This window comes from Nonomuraea sp. B1E8, assembly GCF_039871515.1.
In the GTDB taxonomy this organism is placed as follows: Bacteria; Actinomycetota; Actinomycetes; order Streptosporangiales; family Streptosporangiaceae; genus Nonomuraea.
The window spans coordinates 86,163-103,259 of sequence record NZ_JBDPLS010000011.1 but is presented as its reverse complement, the minus strand read 5'-3'; the positions used below and the strand labels follow the sequence as shown (position 1 = coordinate 103,259).

The 17,097-nt window shown below is 70.2% G+C and carries 17 protein-coding genes; 7 read left to right on the top strand and 10 right to left on the bottom strand.

All coding sequences use genetic code 11. From position 1 onward, the window contains the following. Window positions 1-154: 154 nt before the first annotated feature. The 4 genes from ABGA98_RS31750 (at window position 155) to ABGA98_RS31735 (ending at window position 3,833) form a co-directional block, all read left to right on the top strand. Window positions 155-1,135: a sugar ABC transporter substrate-binding protein gene (locus ABGA98_RS31750; protein WP_347622086.1), complete on the top strand. Its 981-nt coding sequence runs from the start codon at window positions 155-157 to the stop codon at window positions 1,133-1,135. Window positions 1,136-1,157: 22 nt separating this feature from the next. Then, complete coding sequence (locus ABGA98_RS31745; protein WP_347622085.1) at window positions 1,158-2,198, top strand: ABC transporter permease; 1,041 nt, start codon at window positions 1,158-1,160, stop codon at window positions 2,196-2,198. Continuing rightward, window positions 2,195-2,950, top strand: coding sequence for an ATP-binding cassette domain-containing protein (locus tag ABGA98_RS31740; RefSeq protein WP_347622084.1), 756 nt, complete (start codon window positions 2,195-2,197; stop codon window positions 2,948-2,950). Before ABGA98_RS31745 ends, ABGA98_RS31740 begins: the two co-directional genes overlap by 4 nt. Before the next feature lie 253 nt (window positions 2,951-3,203). Continuing rightward, window positions 3,204-3,833 carry a YigZ family protein gene (locus ABGA98_RS31735; RefSeq protein ID WP_347622083.1) on the top strand — a complete coding sequence of 210 codons (630 nt, stop codon included), beginning with the start codon at window positions 3,204-3,206 and terminating at the stop codon, window positions 3,831-3,833. A gap of 228 nt (window positions 3,834-4,061) precedes the next feature. On the opposite strand, the gene ABGA98_RS31730 is transcribed toward ABGA98_RS31735, so the two are convergent. The 4 genes from ABGA98_RS31730 to ABGA98_RS31715 all read right to left on the bottom strand — a co-directional run bounded on the left by ABGA98_RS31730 (window position 4,062) and on the right by ABGA98_RS31715 (window position 10,483). Beyond that, the gene (locus ABGA98_RS31730; RefSeq protein ID WP_347622082.1) at window positions 4,062-5,045 is read right to left on the bottom strand and encodes a hypothetical protein; all 984 of its coding nucleotides are present in this window, start codon (window positions 5,043-5,045) and stop codon (window positions 4,062-4,064) included. 21 nt (window positions 5,046-5,066) lie between these two features. Beyond that, window positions 5,067-7,586 (bottom strand): excinuclease ABC subunit UvrA, encoded by a 2,520-nt coding sequence (locus ABGA98_RS31725; protein ID WP_347622081.1) that lies wholly within the window; start codon window positions 7,584-7,586, stop codon window positions 5,067-5,069. 165 nt (window positions 7,587-7,751) lie between these two features. Beyond that, complete coding sequence (locus tag ABGA98_RS31720; RefSeq protein ID WP_347622080.1) at window positions 7,752-8,279, bottom strand: pyridoxamine 5'-phosphate oxidase family protein; 528 nt, start codon at window positions 8,277-8,279, stop codon at window positions 7,752-7,754. Window positions 8,280-9,253: 974 nt separating this feature from the next. Further along, the gene (locus ABGA98_RS31715) at window positions 9,254-10,483 is read right to left on the bottom strand and encodes an isochorismate synthase (protein ID WP_347622079.1); all 1,230 of its coding nucleotides are present in this window, start codon (window positions 10,481-10,483) and stop codon (window positions 9,254-9,256) included. 218 nt (window positions 10,484-10,701) lie between these two features. Here ABGA98_RS31715 and ABGA98_RS31710 point away from each other — a divergent pair, with 218 nt between their 5' ends. After that, the gene (locus ABGA98_RS31710) at window positions 10,702-11,538 is read left to right on the top strand and encodes an SGNH/GDSL hydrolase family protein (RefSeq protein WP_347622078.1); all 837 of its coding nucleotides are present in this window, start codon (window positions 10,702-10,704) and stop codon (window positions 11,536-11,538) included. A 3-nt stretch (window positions 11,539-11,541) separates the two neighbouring features. Here the strand turns inward: ABGA98_RS31710 and ABGA98_RS31705 are convergent, their stop codons facing one another. Continuing rightward, a complete protein-coding gene (locus tag ABGA98_RS31705) occupies window positions 11,542-12,255 on the bottom strand; it encodes an HNH endonuclease family protein (RefSeq protein WP_347622077.1) in 714 nt (237 codons plus the stop codon). Window positions 12,256-12,330: 75 nt separating this feature from the next. Between ABGA98_RS31705 and ABGA98_RS31700 the strand changes: the two genes are divergently transcribed. Together ABGA98_RS31700 and crcB are read left to right on the top strand one after the other, a co-directional pair. After that, complete coding sequence (locus tag ABGA98_RS31700) at window positions 12,331-12,795, top strand: CrcB family protein (protein ID WP_347622076.1); 465 nt, start codon at window positions 12,331-12,333, stop codon at window positions 12,793-12,795. A 94-nt stretch (window positions 12,796-12,889) separates the two neighbouring features. Next, entirely contained in the window at window positions 12,890-13,249 is a 360-nt protein-coding gene (crcB, locus tag ABGA98_RS31695; RefSeq protein ID WP_347622075.1) for a fluoride efflux transporter CrcB, read from the top strand. Between the two features lie 128 nt (window positions 13,250-13,377). Here crcB and ABGA98_RS31690 read toward each other — a convergent pair whose 3' ends face one another. From ABGA98_RS31690 to ABGA98_RS31670, 5 genes are all read right to left on the bottom strand, one after another. Then, entirely contained in the window at window positions 13,378-14,826 is a 1,449-nt protein-coding gene (locus ABGA98_RS31690) for a glycosyltransferase family 4 protein (protein WP_347622074.1), read from the bottom strand. A 357-nt stretch (window positions 14,827-15,183) separates the two neighbouring features. Further along, on the bottom strand, window positions 15,184-15,306 hold the full coding sequence (locus ABGA98_RS31685) for a hypothetical protein (RefSeq protein ID WP_347622073.1): 123 nt from the start codon (window positions 15,304-15,306) through the stop codon (window positions 15,184-15,186). Window positions 15,307-15,396: 90 nt separating this feature from the next. Then, window positions 15,397-15,636 (bottom strand): hypothetical protein, encoded by a 240-nt coding sequence (locus tag ABGA98_RS31680; protein ID WP_347622072.1) that lies wholly within the window; start codon window positions 15,634-15,636, stop codon window positions 15,397-15,399. Window positions 15,637-15,891: 255 nt separating this feature from the next. After that, on the bottom strand, window positions 15,892-16,392 hold the full coding sequence (locus ABGA98_RS31675) for a DinB family protein (RefSeq protein WP_347622071.1): 501 nt from the start codon (window positions 16,390-16,392) through the stop codon (window positions 15,892-15,894). 4 nt (window positions 16,393-16,396) lie between these two features. Further along, window positions 16,397-17,083 (bottom strand): class I SAM-dependent methyltransferase, encoded by a 687-nt coding sequence (locus tag ABGA98_RS31670; RefSeq protein ID WP_347622070.1) that lies wholly within the window; start codon window positions 17,081-17,083, stop codon window positions 16,397-16,399. Window positions 17,084-17,097: the final 14 nt, after the last annotated feature.

The window sequence follows — 17,097 nt, the reverse complement described above, 5'->3', positions numbered from 1 at the left end:
CTCAACCGGTCCCGGAACCGGGGTGTCGGGGCGCCGGCTTCCGAGCCGTGCCCGCCTCGAAGGGAAGAAGATCGCCGCATTAGTCCGCATGTCTATACATGGTGTTGACATTGAGGTAGAACCGTGGCTAGCCCGTTGGTCTTGGAGGTGTCCTGTGAGACGTACCCCGATCGTGCTGGCCCTGGTGGGCGTGCTGGCCATGACAGGTTGTTCCTCGGGAGGGGAGAGCGCGCAGAGCGCCCCGCCCGCCTCCTCCACCGGCGCGGCCGGGGGCGGTGACGCGAGTTTCGCGGTCATCACCCACGGAGCGCCCGGCGACTCCTTCTGGGACGTGGTCAAGAACGGCGCCGAGGCCGCGGGCGAGCAGTACGGCGTGCAGGTGACCTACCAGGGCGACGGCGACCCCGCAAAGCAGTCGCAGCTCATCGACCAGGCCGTCTCCGGGAAGGTGGACGGCATCGTGGTCTCCATGGCCAACCCCGACGCGCTCAAGGAGTCCATCGGCAAGGCGGTCGCGGCGAAGATCCCGGTGGTGACGATCAACTCGGGCGCCGAGTCGTCCAAGACGTTCGGCGCCCTCACGCACGTCGGCCAGTCGGAGGACGTTGCCGGGCGCGGCGCGGGCGAGCAGCTCAAGGCGGCCGGCGTCACCAAGCTGGTCTGCGTCGTCCACGAGGCCGGCAACGTCGGCCTCGACCAGCGCTGCAAGGGCGCGGAGGAGACGCTGGGCGGCACGGTCGAGCGGCTGCAGGTGGACATCAGCAACCTGGCCGACGTGACGTCCAAGGTCACCGCGAAACTCCAGTCGGACCAGCAGGTCAACGGCGTGCTGGCGCTCAACCCGGCCATCGCGGTCGCCGCCAGGGACGCGATCGGCGACTCGGGCTCGCAGGCCAAGCTGGCCACGTTCGACCTGTCGGCCGACGTGGTCGACGCGATCAAGGCGGACGAGATCCTGTTCGCCGTGGACCAGCAGCAGTACCTGCAGGGCTACCTGCCGATCACGTTCCTGAACCTGTACAGGACCAACCTCAACACCGTCGGCGGCGGCCTGCCGGTCAACACCGGGCCGGGCTTCGTCACCAAGGACAACGCCGAGCAGGTGTCCAAGCTGGCCGAGGCGGGCACCCGATGACGCCGTCCGCCGGGGAGGTCGCATGACGGGCGCGCAGGCCGCGGCCGACGACCGCACGGCCGACGTCGGGCTGGTCCGGCGGCTGCTGATCAGGCCCGAGCTGGGTGCGGTGGTCGGCCTGGTCGTGGTGTTCGTGTTCTTCGCCACCCAGTCGCCGGTGTTCCGGTCGCCGGCCGGCATCGCCAACTGGCTCGACCCGGCCGCCACGCTCGGCATCATGGCGGTTGCGGTGGCGCTGCTGATGATCGGTGGCGAGTTCGATCTGTCGGCCGGCGTGCTGACCGGCACCAGCGGGCTGATCCTGGTCACGCTGGCCACCCGGTTCGGCCTCAACGTGTGGCCGGCCATGCTCGTCGGTCTCGTCGTGGCGCTGGCCGTCGGGTACGCCAACGGCCTGATCGTCACCAGGACGCGGCTGCCCAGCTTCATCGTCACCCTGGGCACGTTCCTCATGCTGCAGGGGATCAACCTCGGCGTCACCAAGGCCATCACCGGGACCGTCCAGGTCAGCGGGCTGCGCCGGGCGGAGGGGTTCGAGGGCGCGAACGCCGTCTTCGCGGGCACGATCGAGATCGGCGGCACCTCGTTCCGGGTGGCGATCCTGTGGTGGATCCTCGTGACCGCACTGGCCACCTGGGTGCTCATGCGTTCCAGGGCCGGCAACTGGATCTTCGCGGTGGGGGGCAACGAGCAGGCCGCCCGCGCCGTGGGCGTGCCGGCCGCGCGGACGAAGATCGCGTTGTTCATGACCACGGCGTTCGCGGCCTGGCTGGTGGGCTCGATCATGGCGCTGCGCTACACGTCCGTGCAGGCCAACATCGGCATCGGTCAGGAGTTCATCTACATCATCGCGGCCGTGATCGGCGGCTGCCTGCTCACGGGCGGCTACGGCTCGGCCGTCGGGGCCGCCATCGGCGCGGTCATCTTCGGCATGGCCGACAAGGGCATCGTGTTCCTGGGCTGGGACGCCGACTGGTTCACGTTCTTCCTCGGCGCGATGCTGCTGCTGGCGACGCTGGCCAACCGCCTGGTCCGGCGGTACGCCGAGGAGGTGCGGCATTGATTCTCGAGACCCGCGGCATCGGCAAGACGTTCGGCTCCGTGCTGGCGCTGCGCGACGTGTCGATGAGCGTGGCGGCCGGCCAGGTCACCTGCGTGCTCGGTGACAACGGCGCGGGCAAGTCGACGCTCATCAAGATCCTTGCCGGGGTGCACCGGCATGACTCGGGCACGCTGCTCGTGGACGGCGCGGAGGTGAGCTTCGCCGGCCCGCGCGAGGCGCTCGACCGCGGCATCGCCACCGTCTACCAGGATCTGGCCATGATCCCCCTCATGTCGGTGTGGCGGAACTTCTTCCTCGGCTCCGAACCGCGCAAGGGCCTGGCCTTCGACGTGGCCAGGGCCCGGCGGGTGGCCCGCGACGAGCTCCGCGCCATGGGCATCGACATCCGCGACGTGGACCAGCCGGTCGGCACGCTGTCCGGGGGCGAGCGGCAGTCGGTGGCCATCGCCAGGGCCGTGTACTTCGGCGCCCGCGTCCTCATCCTCGACGAGCCCACCTCGGCGCTGGGCGTCAAGCAGGCGGGCGTGGTGCTGCGCTACATCGCCAGGGCCCGCGACCGGGGGCTCGGCGTGGTCTTCATCACCCACAACCCGCACCACGCCTACCCGGTGGGCGACCGGTTCCTGCTGCTCAACCGGGGCACGAGCCTCGGCGAGTACGGCAAGGGCGAGATCACCACGCAGGAGCTGACCGCGCTCATGTCCGGCGGGGCGGAACTGGAGGAACTGGCGCACGAGCTGGAACGGGAGTGAATTTGGGCGACATTTGACCGATTCCGGCGGTGCCCTGGGCGGATGGACGGGGCAAAGACCCCATAGGTACGCCTAGTGCTACCGGAGGGTCATTTGATCTACAACGTAAAGGCGCCCGGCGTCGTACGGTGGCGCTCACTCCTGTACGGCCCCTTATTACCCAGCGCGACGGCCGCCCGCCCTCAATGGCCGGGCGGCCGTCGCATGCCGTGCCCGAGCGTGGTCGAGGCAGGAAGGCAATACGCTGTCGGATGTGCCCGCGCCGTACCTGACCATCACCACCCCCGTCGAGCACGAGACCGAGGCGCGGCGATCGCGGTTCATCTGCGCGCTGGCGCCGGCGCGCACGGTCGAGCAGGCGGTGGCCTTCATCGGCGAGCGCCGGCAGCGGCATCCGTCCGCCACCCACAACTGCACCGCCTACGTCATCGGCGAGCGCGTCCAGAAGGGCGACGACGACGGCGAGCCGGGCGGCACCGCGGGCACGCCCATGGTGCAGGCGCTGGTGGGCAGGGGGTTCAGCGACGTGGTGGCGGTGGTGACCCGCTATTTCGGCGGCACCCTGCTGGGCGCGGGCGGGCTGGTGCGGGCCTACGGTTCGGCGGTGACCGAGACCCTCGACCGGGTCGAGCCGGTGCGGATGGTGCCGGCCAGGCTGGTGCGCGTGGTGGTCGCCCACGACCAGGCCGGCCGGGTGGAGAACGACCTGCGCGCCTCCCGCCACACGGTGCGGGACGTGACGTACGCGGGCGAGGTCTGCTTCGACGTGGCGGTGGGCGCCGACGAGGTGGCGGCGTTCACCGGCTGGGTGGCCGGGCTGACGGCCGGCCGGGCCCGCGTGTCGGTGGGCGAGGACCTGCACGTCCCGGAGTGGGTGGTCTGAGAGATTTGGAACGGAATCCGGCGTTAACGGGGTTTCTGCTGGTCAGCGGGCCCCTGTCGTCTCCCGCTTGCAGAGGACGCTTGCGCCGGATTCCAGTCGATCTCACAGCGCGACTTTAATCTACGTTGTGTGACGATAGGTGGCTTTTGGTAACGGTTGTGTTGCTCTGATGACGCTGTGTCCGTTGGTTCATACGTTGCGTGCATGTCTGTCGACTTCCTGAGCGACTCAGAAGCGGCGAAGTACGGCCGTTACGACGGTCCGCCCTCCCGGGCCGAGATGGAGAAGATCTTCTTCCTCGACAACGAGGACATGGCCCTCATCAAGGGGCATCGGGGCCGGCACATCCGATGCGGCTTCGCTCTCCAGCTCGTGACCGTTCGCTACCTGGGATGCTTTCTGGCCGATCCGCTGGAGGTGCCGAACGAGGTCCTGGACGTCGTCGATGGCCAGCTGGGGATCGAGGATCCGTCCTGCGTGAAGCGTTACACCGAGCGGGACAAGACGCGGCTCGAGCACACCTGGGAGATCGCCAAGGCGTTTGGGCTGAAGGACTTCGCCTCGGCCGAGACTGAGCTGGCGGGCAAGGTGCGGGCGCACGCGTGGAACACCGGCGACGGCCCGACCGCGTTGTTCCAGTACGCGGTGCGGTGGCTGCGTCAGAACGACGTGTTGCTGCCGGGGATCAGCACGCTGACCCGGCTGGTTGCGCGCGAGCGGGAACGGGCCACGCGGGACCTGCACGATACCCTGGCCGCGCTGCTCAGCGCGCAGCAGCGGGCGGCGCTGGACCTGCTGCTGGAGGTGCTGCCGGGTAAGAAGGTCTCGGATCTGGAGCGCTGGCGGACCGGCCCGTCGAAGGCGTCCGGGCCGCAGATGGTCAAGTCGTTGGATTTGGTGGCCGAGATCGGCGGCACCGAGCTCGGCCGGCCGGAGCTGGACGCCGCGGTGCCGCAGCGGCGGCTGGACGAGCTTGCCCCTTACGGCCTGACCGCGCACTCCTCCCAGTTGAAGAAGCATCCCGCCTCGCGGCGGCTGGCCACGCTGCTGGCCACCGCGCAGCGGCTGGAGACCAAGACCATCGACGACACGCTGGAGCTGCTGGACCTGCTCATGGTGACCGAGCTGCTCGGCAAGGCGCAGCGGCGTCGGCGGTGGGGCCCGGCCCAGGAAGCCGTCGATGCGGCACACCCGTTCGGGGATCTGCCACATAGCAAGACGCGCCCCGCCCTCTCAGCAGCGCGCGTCTTCTCGCACTTCCAGGAGCGGCAGACCCGCCGCGTACCGCCGGAAGAAACCGGCGGTCGGAGTGTCCGCGGTCGCGACGGCGTCCGGGGTTCCCTCCGCGATCACCGCGCCCCCGTCCGGACCGGCCCCCGGCCCCAGGTCAATCACCCAGTCCGCGGACGCGGCGACGGGGATGTCATGTTCGGCCACGACGACGGTGTTGCCCGAGTCGAGCAACACATCGAGCGCATCCACCACACGCTGGATGTCAGACGGGTGCAGGCCCGAAACGGGTTCGTCGAGAACGACAAGGCCGGCCTTGCGGCCCGCGGCACCGCGCTGGATCGCGGACGCCAGCTTCAGCCGTTGCGCCTCGCCGCCGGACAACTCTGTGGCGCTCTGGCCGAGCTGGAGATAGCCAAGCCCGACCTGGTTCAAGGCTCCCAGGATTTCCGCGAGTTGCCGGGGCTCGGCGAACCGCTCCACAGCCTCGGCGACGGTCAGCTCCAGCACCTGATCGATAGCCAACCCCTGATACCTGATCTCCAAAGCCTCCGGCCTGTAGCGCCGGCCCTCGCACGCGTCGCAGACCACCCACACATCCGGCAGGAAGTGCATGTCGACCAGCTTGCGGCCATAACCCGTGCAGACCTCGCAGCGGCCACCACCCGCGGTGTTGAAGCTGAACCAGGAGGCATTGACCCCGTATCCGCGCGCCACGTCAGTTTCGGCGAACAGCTTGCGGACAATGTCGAACGCCTTGCTGTAGGTGGCCGGGTTGGACCGCGGTGTGCGCCCGAGCGGTTCCTGATCGACGACGGCGACCCAATCGAACCCCTCCAGGCCGGTCACCTGTCGCACCGTGTCGGTCATCGTCCCGTTCAGGGCGGCCTCCACGCTCGCCGCGAGCGCGCCGAGCAGACTGCTCTTGCCGCTGCCGCTCACCCCGGTCAGGCAGGTGAGCCGACCGGCGGGGAATCGCACCAGGTTCGCGGTCACATTGTGCGCACGCAAGCCGTGCAGCTCCACCCAGCCAGTGTCCTCCCCGGCCGGACGGCGGGTCCGGCGCAGCCGCGGCCCCTCACCGGCCAGATAGCGGCCGGTCAGTGACGTCGGGTGGGCGGCCGCGTCGGCGGGAGGCCCCGACACCAGAACTTCACCGCCGAGGCGGCCCGCGCCGGGCCCCATATCGATCACCCAATCGGCCCGGGCGATCAGTTCAGGGTCGTGCTCGACCAGGAGCACCGTATTGCCGGCCTTGCGTAGCTCCAGGGCGATGTCGAGCAGATGCGCCTTGTCCGCCGGATGCAGCCCGGTCCCGGGCTCATCCAGGACGAAGACGATGCCGCTCAGCTCGGTGCTGAGCTGCGCGGCGAGCCGGGTTCGCTGCAACTCACCCCCGGACAGCGTCGCCGCGCTTCGCGACAGCTGGAGATGGGCCAGGCCGAGCCGGTCGAGTATCCCGAGCCTGCGGCCCAGGTCTTGCAGCAGCGGCTCGCCCACCTCGCGCTGCCGGGCTCCCAGGTCACCGGCCACCCGCTCCGCCCAGCTGCGTACCTTTTGTACGTCCACCTCGAGCAGGTCGGGATAGGTCAGCCCGCCGAGCCGCACCGACCGGGCCACCTGGTCGTACCCGCTGCCGCCGCAGGTGCCGCACGGCTGCTTGCGCATGTACGGCAGGTAGCGCTGCTTGGCGCTGGAGGTCTGGGCGTTCACGAACACCCGCTCCACCTCGGCGAGCGCGCCCCGCAGCGGCTGGCTGGAGGTGTAGGTCACCTGGGCCGTCTCGTTCTTGTTCGTCATGTTGACGGTCGCCTCGATCTTCTCCTCACCCGTGCCGTACAGCACACAGTGACGGAACTCCTCCGGCAGCGACTGCCACGGCCGGCCGAGGTCCACGCCGCGTTTCTCGGCGAGCGCCGGCACGAACGCGTGCTCCCCCGACCGCCACTTCGCGTACCAGGGCGAGGCCCCCTCGAAGAGCGGAAGCTCCGGATGGGTGATGACCAGGTCCTCCTGCGCCTGCCATCGCCCGCCCACCCCGTGGCAGTCCGCACAGCTCCCTTCCGGCGTGTTGCGGTCGAAATGAGCGGTCGTCAGATGCCCATCCCCGCTCTCGGCTGCCGGGTCCGCGCCGATTCCCGGAAGGCGCGAGTACAACAGCCCCAGATGCCCGTCGATGCCGGTGATCGTCGCGACCGTGGAGCGGGGGTTGCGGTTCAGACGGCGCTGGTCGACCGCGAGCGTCGCGCCGAGTCCCCGGATGCGGTCGACCTTCGGCCGGTTGCGCTGGGTGATGTACTGCCGCACGAATGGCGAAAGCCCCTCCAGATACCGCAGCTGCGCCTCATTGTGCAGGGTATCGACGGCCAGCGAGGTCTTGCCGCTGCCGCTCACTCCGGTGAACGCGACAAGCTGCCCTTTGGGGATGCTCACCGACACGTCCCGCAGATTGTTGGTACGAGCCCTCACCACCTCGATGGTCTCGCACTCGATACCCGCGACGTCCCGTACGAACGCAGTCAACCTTCCTCCACCCTCTCGCGACACAGCAGAACATGGGCAGGCAGACACCCCCCATGCCGAACAAACCGATCACGCCACCACGCGGCCGCTCGTCACGATGGCGAGCGGCCGCTTCACCAAACGCCTCAGCACGTGGCCGGTTTTCGATGCGGCCCGTGCTGCAGATCAGGGCCGGAGCACCGAAGTGAGCTTGTCGACGCCGGGGGCGTAGGCGGTCATCCAGTGCGGATGCAGCCGGTAGTAGACCACGTCGTTGTCCCAGTCGAAGAGGTCGTCGCCGTAGAAGTCCTTGAAGTAGGCGAGCAGGTCCGGCCAGTCCGCGGCCGGTTCGCCGTGCTGGGGGTTGAGGATCTCCACCGTGCCGTGGGTGAACACGCCCAGGTCCTCACCGCGCATGTGCGCGGCGCTGACGGCGGGGCGGGCGGCGAGGTGGCGGGCCTTGGCGGCACCGCGTGCCGTGCCGAAGTGCCACTTGCCGTGCAGGAAGTGCCCGTCCACACCGCTGATCCGCGGCTCGCCCTTCGCCGTCACGGTGGACAGGGCGAGGGTGCACATGCCGGTCAGGATCCGGGTGACCTGCTCCGCAGTCAGGGTGTTCTCGGTGACGATCGAGCGGAGGTGCGAGGTGGAGCGGGAAAGGGAGGCTTCGAGGAGAGCCTGAAGTTCCTTGAGCTCCTCGGGGGTTTCGCGCATTGAGGTCCTTGTCTATCTGTGAGGCCCCGGTCCACGCTCCATCTGCGCTGACCGGTGAACCGATGATCGCTCTAAAACCCGACGTCTTGTGTCATGTTTTTCGGCCGTCCTGCGAACACCGCCGGGGCGCCCGGCCGGCGTCCTTCCTTCGGACTTGTGCCAGCCGCCCGGATTGGCGAGCGGTCAAGTCGTCTCGATGACGACCCCCAGTCGTGTGGCTGGAGTTGTGGCCGTTCGTGGGTGTTCGTGGGTGTTCCGTTTGGGAGTCCCCCATCGGAACACCGGCGGCCCGGATGGCCGTCTGTCCGCTGCACTCAACACCGCCACCGACAGGATGATCGGCAAACTGTCGGCCCATCACCGCGCCGTCGACTTCCTGGACGAGATCGACCGCCAGGTCGAGCCGGGCCTGGCGGCCCATCTCCTCTGCGACAACCTTGCCCCGCATAAGGCGCCGGTGGTGCATGCCTGGCTGCTGGCCCACCCGCGTTTCGTGCTGTACTTCACCCCGATCTACTCCTCCTGGATCGGCCAGGTCGAACGCGGGTTCGCCGAGCTGGAGCGACGCAGAACTACAGTCTGGAGCGAGGCAACTTCTGCTCCTTGCATGCTCTCAAGACCGCTGTGGAGGAATAGATCAAGACCTGCAACGACAACGCCAGGCCGTTCAGGTGGACCAAGACCGCGGATTAGATCATCGACCGCATCTGCCGCTACTGCGACCGCATCTCAAGACCGGCTCACTTGGCGCGAAGGCGGCCAGGGCCGATGCGAAGGGTTCGCCCACACCCTGGCGGTCGGGCTGGTGAGGTGTTTCACAAGCGAGCACCTATGAAACAGCGCCAACCGTCTGTGCGATGGAACGGAATCCGGCGTCAACCACATCCGGAAGACCCCAGCGGCAGGGGGTCACTGACCTGGGAGAACCCCGTTAACGCCGGATTCCGTTCCACATCTCTCCGACCCCCGAGTGATCAGCCCTCCAGGGCGTACTGCATGACGCGGAACTTCGCCTGGGCCTCGGCCAGCTCGGCGGCCGGGTCGGAGTCGCCCATGATGCCGCCGCCGGCGAACAACCGGGCGCGCCGCCCCTGCACCAGCCCCGAGCGCAGCGCGATGCCCCACTCGCCGTCGCCGTTGGCGTCGATCCACCCGACGGGGCCGGCGTAGCCCGCGCGGTCCATGCCCTCCAGCTCGCGGATGACCTCGATGGCGGTGCCGGTGGGGGTGCCGCCGACGGCCGCCGTCGGGTGCATCGCGGCGACCACGTCGAGCACCGACGCCCCATCGGCCAGCCGGCCGGTGACGTGGCTGGCCAGGTGCTGGACGTTGGGCAACATCAGCAGCTCGGGCTCGTCGGGCGTCATCAGCGCGGAGCACAGCGGCGCCAGCGTGTCGCGTACGGAGGCGATCGCGCACTCGTGCTCGTGGCGGTCCTTCGCCGAGGCGAGCAGAGCGGCGCCCCTGGCGAGGTCGTCGGCGGGGCCGGTGCCGCGCGGGGTCGTGCCGGCCAGCACGAGCGACTCGATCTCCTGGCCCGTGCGCCGGATCAGCAGCTCGGGCGTGGCCCCCACCAGCCCCGCCACGGAGAACGTGTAGCACTCGGGGTAGCGCCGCGCCAGCCGGGTGAGCAGCAGGCGCACGTCGATGGGCCGTTCGGTGGTGGCGAGCAGGTCGCGGGCCAGCACCACCTTCTCCAGCTCGCCGTCGCGGATGCGCCGCGCGGCGCGGGCGACGACGTGCTCCCACTCGGGGGCGCTCAGGCTGCCGTCGCCGTAGCTGATGCGGCCCGGCGCGCGTACGGGGGAGAACGTCTCCAGCGGCGCCTCGCCGATCGTGGTGAGCCAGGCGTGCCCGTCGCGCCGGGCGAGCACGGCCCGGGGCACGACCAGGACGGAGCCGTGGGCGTCCTCGTCGAAGGTGAAGCTGCCGAAGGCGACGGGGCCCGAGGCGGGGGCGCGCACGGCGTCGTCGACGTGGGCGTCGCCGAGGACGGTGGCCAGCCACTGGCGGGCCCAGGCGAACCGGCCGGGGCCGGGGGGCACGGCGACCCGGGCGGCCTCGCCCCAGCCGACCAGGCCCTCGCCGTTTCTGACCCAGGCGTAAGGTGTCGTCCTGGGCAGGGAAGCCAGCAGGTCACCGGGGTCGCCGACAGGGGTGGTGCGAACCGGTAGCGGGCGGGTTGTTCCGAGCGCGACACTCACCCGAGACACTCTATGCGGGAACTGAACATGTTCGACTCGGACCCCCGTGAATGTGAGGTTGCGGACATCGAACCCGGATATGACCGCACGCGCGGGGGTATCGGCCACACCCTCAGCGGCTGCGGCCCTGTCAAGCGGCGATATGAAGTCGGTCCTGAAATGGCAGACCTTGCCCTGACGTCATAGGACGCCCGTGATCGGCTCCCTACCTTAGGGCCATGATCGCTCGTCTGGGCTCCGCCTCCCTCGCCGCCGTGGTCGTCCTCTCCGGCTCCGGCGTCGCGCGCGCCGCCGCCGTCCAGCCCGTTCCCGAGATCATGGCCGCGCTCGGCGACTCGATCTCCACCGGGTTCAACGCCTGCGGCTGGTACGTCTCCTGCCCCTCACGCTCCTGGTCCTCGGGCGACCACGGCGAGGTGTCCAGTCACTACCTGCGCCTGTCGCAGCTCTCTGGAACGCTCCACAAGAACAACCTCAACTTCGCCGCGCCCGGCTCGACCAGCGCAGACCTGCTCGGCCAGGTGAAGAAGGCGGTCGCGGCCAAGGCCGACTACGTGACGATCCTCATCGGCGCCCAGGACGCCTGCGTGCGCACCGAGCAGGCGATGACCCCCGTGTCGACCTACCGGGCCCGGCTGGACCGGGCGCTGCACGAGCTGCGGGCAGGGATGCCCGGCGCCAGGGTGTTCATCGCCAGCATTCCCGACCTGCGGCGGTTGTGGCGCGTGGGCAAGGACCAGGCGCTCGCCCGGTCGTTCTGGACGCTGGGCCGCATCTGCCAGACGATGCTGGCCAGGCCCACGTCGGCCAAGCGGGCCGACAAGGAGCGCAGGTCCAGGGTGCGGGAGCGGGTGATGGCCTACAACCGCGAGGCGGCCCGGGCGTGCGCCGCGTACGGGCCGGCCTGCCGCACAGACGGCGGCGCGGTGTTCTCCTTCCCCTTCACCCTCGAGCACGTCAGCAGGTGGGACTACTTCCATCCGAGCGCGGCCGGGCAGCGGGCGCTGGCGGAGCAGACGTTCGAGCGCGGTTTCGACTGGCTCGACCCGCGGTAGCCGTCATCGGCACTGGGCGAGCATGGCCTTCTTGTCGGCGCGGGTGACCGGCACGCCGTACTTGAGCGCGACCTGCGCGAAGCGGGTGACGTAGGCGCAGCGGATGACCCGGCGCGGCGGCAGCCAGCGTGACGGGCCGGAGGCGTCCTTGGCCTCGTTGGTGTCGCCGTCCACGGGCAGCAGGTTGAGCGGGTCGTTGGCGAAGTCGAGCCGTTTGGTCATCGGCCAGCGCGGCGCGCCCATGCGCCAGCCGTAGTTGAGCGGCACCACGTGGTCGACCTGCACCTCGTCGGCGCGGGACTTGCGCCAGCGGATGATCCGGCCGGTGTAGGGGTCGGTCAGCTCCATCGCGACGACCTCGCAGCTGGAGCCCGCCCGGTAGGTCACGTCGCGGCCGTCGCGGGCCAGGAGGTCGTCACGGGTGCGGCAGCCGTTGCGCGCGTACGGCACCCCCACGGCGTCGTCGGCCCAGTTGTCTCCGTACCTCGTGCGCCGGTATCCGGTGTTGGGGCCGAGCGGTTCGACCCGCAGCCGTCGGATGAGGGCGCGCGCGTCGGCCTTCTCCGCGTCGGAGATGATAGGTGCCAGGCCGGGCAGCGTCCCGCTGACGTTGCCCAGTGGGCCGGCCGCGGTGGCCGGTCCGGTCTTGGCGCTGTTGATGAGAGAAACGACGATGACGGCTCCTGCGAGGAAGGCGATCGCGTCCTTCGTGCTCAACCGGTCCTCCGTACGGCTCCCCAGGTTGTCTAGAGAGGTGCCCGGCATCCAGTGTGCCGACACGGGGAGTGTTTCGTGACTGATCGCCCGATCGATCCGGATTCCGATCTCCACGTGCCCGCGCAACGCGCCGAGGTGAGCGGCCACGTGCTCGCGGTGATCGCGGCCGGCGGCGCGCTGGGAGCGCTGGCGCGGCACGGCGTGCAGACCGCCATGCCCGCCGGTCCCGCGGACTTCCCGTGGGCGACGTTCTGGATCAACGTGTCGGGCTGCCTGCTGATCGGGGTGCTCATGGTGGTGATCACCGAGGTCCGTCGGGCCCACCGGCTCGTGCGGCCGTTCCTGGGAGTGGGGGTGCTGGGCGGCTACACGACGTTCTCGACGTACGCGGACGGCGTGCGGCAGACGGTGGAGGCGGGCGCGCCGGTGACGGGGCTGGCCTACCTGGCGGGCACCCTGCTGGCGGCGCTCGCGGCGGTGGTCGCGGGAATGTGGCTGACCCGGCGGATCGCCGGTGTCGCCCGGGCGGGGGCGAAATGACGGCGGCGCTCGCCAGGCGGGCCGATGACGGCGCACGCGCGGCGAGGGGCCGGTCGGTGATGACGGTGCACGCGTGGCGAGGGGCCGGTGCGCCATGACGGTGCTGCTGATCGTGCTGGGCGCGGCCGTAGGGGCGCCGCTGCGGTATCTGGTGGACCGGGCGGTGCAGGCACGCCACGACACGGCCTTCCCGTGGGGGACGCTGACGGTCAACGTGGCCGGGTCGGCGCTGCTCGGGTTCCTGGCCGGGCTGCCCGCGGGCGACGGGGTGATGGCGCTGGCGGGCACGGGGTTCTGCGGGGCGCTGACGACGTACTCCACCTTCGGGTACGAGACGGTCCGGCTGGTGGAGGAGGGCGCCCGCTTCCACGCGGTGGCCAACGCGGTGGCCAGTGTGCTGGCCGGGCTGGGCGCGGCCTACTGCGGCGTGGCGCTGGCACAGGCCGTGGCCTGAGCGTCAGCCGCCGGGCACCTTGGGGAGCCTGCGGCGGCTGATGTTCGCCGACACGATCGCAAGGCCGCTGCCGATCACCGTCTACCGTAACGGCGCGCTGGTGGACGTCATCGCCGAGCCGGTGGAGCTCACGGGCTCTGGGGTTCGACCTCGACCGGCGCCAGGACCAGCCGGGCGTTCACCGGCTCCGCCCCGCCCCCGGCCGCGACGGCGGCGTCCGCGCCGTGCCGCGGTTCGGGCGGCAGGTCGTGGGCGGTGTTCGTGTCGTGCTGGGGTTCCCGCGGTGGTTCCTGGGCGGCGTTCGCGGCCGCTCTGCGCCGGCGCGCGCGCGTGCCGGCGCGGCGGGCCAGCAGATCGGCCAGCAGCTTGTCCCACTTCTGGCCGATGACGTCGGGGTCGTAGCCGCGGGCCGTCTCCAGCGCACGCGCGGCCAGGTCCCTGCGCAGCCCTTCGTCCTCGATGACGCGGATGATCGAGGACGCCAGGTTGGCGTTGGTACGCGGCTTGACCAGCAGCCCGTCCACCTCGTGCGTGATCATCTCCTTGGGGCCGTGCGGGCTGTTGAAGCTCACGATGGACAGCCCCTTGGCCATCGCCTCCAGGATGGTCATCGGGAAGCCCTCGTGGCGGGAGCTGAGCACGTAGATCGACGCCTTCTCCAGCGCCGCCCCCACGTCGGAGGTGGGCCCCGGCAGCTCCACCGTCTCCTGCAGACCCAGCTCCACGACCTGCTGGGCCAGGCTCTCCTCCTGCGGCCCGGCACCGTAGATGCGCAGCTTCCAGTCGGGGTGGGCCGCCGAGACGGTCTGCCAGGCGGTGATGAGCCTGTGGAAGCCCTTGATGCGGGTCATCCTGCCGACCGCCACGGCCACCTTGGCGTCGAGCTTGGCCGGCTCGCCCGTCATGGGGGGTACGGCGTTGGGGATGCGGACCAGCTTGTGCGGCTGCTTCGGCAACAGTTCCCGGTAGTCGCGCAGGTCGGCCTTGGTCAGGGTGACCAGAGCGTCGAGGCGGCGGTACCGCCATTTGATCAGTTCCTGGATCGGCTCGGCCTGGGTGCGCAGAGCCACGTGCTCCTGCCCGATGGTGATGACACCGGGCCTGGCTAACTGGGCCATCACGAGGTTGAGCCCTGGACGGGTGCCCATCAGCACGCCGGTGTCGAGCGAGCGGAGGTAACGGGTGAGCTGGAGGTCGGTCCACAGGGAGAACCGGTGGTGGGCCGTCTCTCCCTTCGGGATGAGCTTGCTCGGCAGCTTGGACAACATCGCGCGCAACGGGTTGGCGCCGGGCTTGAGCCGGTCGTCCAGATAGCGGAACTTCACGCGCGGATCAATGGGAAAGAACGGGTGCTCGGCCTCCTTCAGGATGCTCACGATCTCGACGTCGTGCTCCTTGGCGAGGTAGCTCGCCAGGTTGAACACCGTCCTGATGGTGCCGCCCATCCCGTTGGCGTGCAGCAACAGGATGCGGACCTGCCGCGTCGTGGGTGGCGGGGCCTTCCTGCCCCGGCGCCGGTCGTACCCCCGATACAGCCTGACCACGGCCGACTTACCCTTGCGAGCCAGTGCGCGCACCTGACGTAATCCCCTCTGGGCCGGAAGAACTCTGAACACACATGGCCGGTGGCGCGGGCTTCCGCCCTGCCACCGGCCTTTTTCATCGCCTCGGCGGAGTGCACGTGTTCATCCCCTGTGCGCTTTCCCCACCTATGATCTTTAGACGCCATATATGTGGCTAAGGTTGCACGCGCGGCTTATGCCGGATGATCTCCCAGGTGACGCTGATACTTTTTGATGCGCCCGCCCGCGGCGCCGTCGCGGTCCCGCGGCGTCCGGTCGACGGGACAGCCGAGGCGCGGCTCCCTCGGCTGTCCGGTCATGGTGTCCGGCTCGGCGGGCGGGTGCCCCAGACCGCCCGCCGTCCGGTCAGGGTCACCCCTCGTCCGGAGCCTTCCTGGTCTCCTTCTTCGTCTCCTTGGTTTGCCTGCTCGTCTTGATGGCCTGCTTCTTCGACTTGCCGGTCTTGGCCGCGGGTTTCTTCTTCGTGTCAGCCATGGGAATCCCCCCGTGTACGGACGTGGTGCACCCCTATTGGTGCACCACGTGCGTTAATACCCAACTAACGAAGAAATCCGACATAACCTCCTATCGGGTGGGACGGTCGCCCGACGGCTCCGACCACCACACGCCCTCACCGTGCGTCAGGCCGGGCAACCGCTGCTCGGCCTGCACGGCGGCCGCCGGGATCTCTCCCGCCGGCACCCACGTGTCGGCCTGCCGTCGGGTGTCGCGCAGCACGCCGCCCAGCACCGCCGGCTCCCCCGTGACCGCGCCGAACGACTCCAGCGGCACCTCCGCCTCGAAGCGGTGGCACGGCTCGTACACCGTGGTGCCTGCAGGTCGTCCAGGGTGAAGGCGGCGACGGCCGTGCGGATGGTGATGCCGCGACGGCGCTCGATCGCGCCGGTGTCGGTCTGGGTACTGCCACCGGGCACGGCGCCCGAGCCAGCCGTTTTCCGGCCGGGCCGCGGGACGAGGGCGAGCCATCCGGCCCGGTGGCCGCGCGGTCCCGCACCCGCCGGCCGCTCGCGGTGCGGGCACCAGGCCGCCGAGCGCGCCGCGCACCGGCCGGCAGGCAGGTCAGCGGCCGGTGGATCCGTCGATCTGCTCGCGCAGGATGTCGGCGTGGCCGGCGTGCCTGCCGGTCTCTTCGATCATGTGCACCAGGACCCATCGCATCGAGGGCGCCGGCCCCGGGCGGGTGGGCCGCGGGACGGGAAGGTCCAGATCAGGGCAGGCGTCGATGGCCTGGTTCGCTCGCTCGACGGTCTTCCGGTAGCCGGCGAGCACGCCGTCCACGGTCTCCTCCGGCGACGGCCGCATGGTCGCGCGCCAGTCGCGGACGTCCTCGCCGAGGAAGTAGAACCGTTCGACGAACGTCAGGTGCTTGAGCAGCCCGAGAAGGTTGGTGCCCGAAGGCACTCCGGCCGTCCGTACCTGCGGTTCCGGCACCCCCGCGACCTTGTCCGCGATCGCGTCGCGCAGGTAGTCGAGAAAACCCCGCAGGGTGGCCTTCTCGTCGGAGCCGGTCCGCGGAGGCATGGTGTCCTTCGCCCGCGTGCTGAAGCCTCTTGCCGGCATGGGGTCACTCCGTTCCGTCGGCACGCTGGACGAGCAGGATGTTGTCGATGACGGTGGCGCTCTCACCGGCGGGTCCGGTCGCCCGGCGGCTGGGCATGTCGGCGCGCAGCACGGACCAGCGCGCGGGGTCGAGGACGAGTTCCGCGGCGACCTCGGCGGGCGTGGGGTAGTGGATGCCGGGATCCTGGTTCCACGACCAGGGCGCGGTGGAGCCGTGGTCGACGACCAGCAGCAGCCCGCCGGGACCCAGGGCCCCCGCGGCGGTGCGCAGGACCTGGCTGCGCTGCAAGGGGAACGGGGTGTGGAAGTACTGGGCGGAGACGAGATCGAACGCGCCGGCCGGGAAACTCCTGCCCAGATCGTGTTGTTCGGTGACGACCCGGTCCGCGACGCCGAGATCGCGGGCGCGTTCCCGCACCCGTTCGACGGCGGTGGCCGAGATGTCCACGGCGGTGACGTGCCAGCCCTGGCGGGCGAGCCAGATGGCGTCGCCCCCGGCGCCGCAGCCCAGGTCCAGGGCGGCGCCGGGGCGCAGCGGCGCGGCGGTCTCGGCGAGCAGCGGGTTGACGCGCGCGTCCCAGGAGCGCCGGGCACGGTAGTGCCGCTCCCAGAACAGCTCGGCGTCCTGCTCGGCCGTGCCCTGGCCGCCCCGGGCGTCGGCGGTGGACCGTCGTTGTCGGGTGGAATCCATGAGAGATGTCCCTT

Excerpts from the sequence above, each read along its gene's own strand:
- ABGA98_RS31745 (WP_347622085.1), top strand. The coding sequence starts at position 1,158 with ATGACGGGCGCGCAGGCCGCGGCCGACGACCGCACGGCCGACGTCGGG.
- ABGA98_RS31730 (WP_347622082.1), bottom strand. The coding sequence starts at position 5,045 with ATGTGGCAGATCCCCGAACGGGTGTGCCGCATCGACGGCTTCCTGGGC.
- ABGA98_RS31720 (WP_347622080.1), bottom strand. The coding sequence starts at position 8,279 with ATGCGCGAAACCCCCGAGGAGCTCAAGGAACTTCAGGCTCTCCTCGAA.
- ABGA98_RS31710 (WP_347622078.1), top strand. The coding sequence starts at position 10,702 with ATGATCGCTCGTCTGGGCTCCGCCTCCCTCGCCGCCGTGGTCGTCCTC.
- crcB (WP_347622075.1), top strand. The coding sequence starts at position 12,890 with ATGACGGTGCTGCTGATCGTGCTGGGCGCGGCCGTAGGGGCGCCGCTG.
- ABGA98_RS31685 (WP_347622073.1), bottom strand. The coding sequence starts at position 15,306 with ATGGCTGACACGAAGAAGAAACCCGCGGCCAAGACCGGCAAGTCGAAG.
- ABGA98_RS31675 (WP_347622071.1), bottom strand. The coding sequence starts at position 16,392 with ATGCCGGCAAGAGGCTTCAGCACGCGGGCGAAGGACACCATGCCTCCG.
- ABGA98_RS31670 (WP_347622070.1), bottom strand. The coding sequence starts at position 17,083 with ATGGATTCCACCCGACAACGACGGTCCACCGCCGACGCCCGGGGCGGC.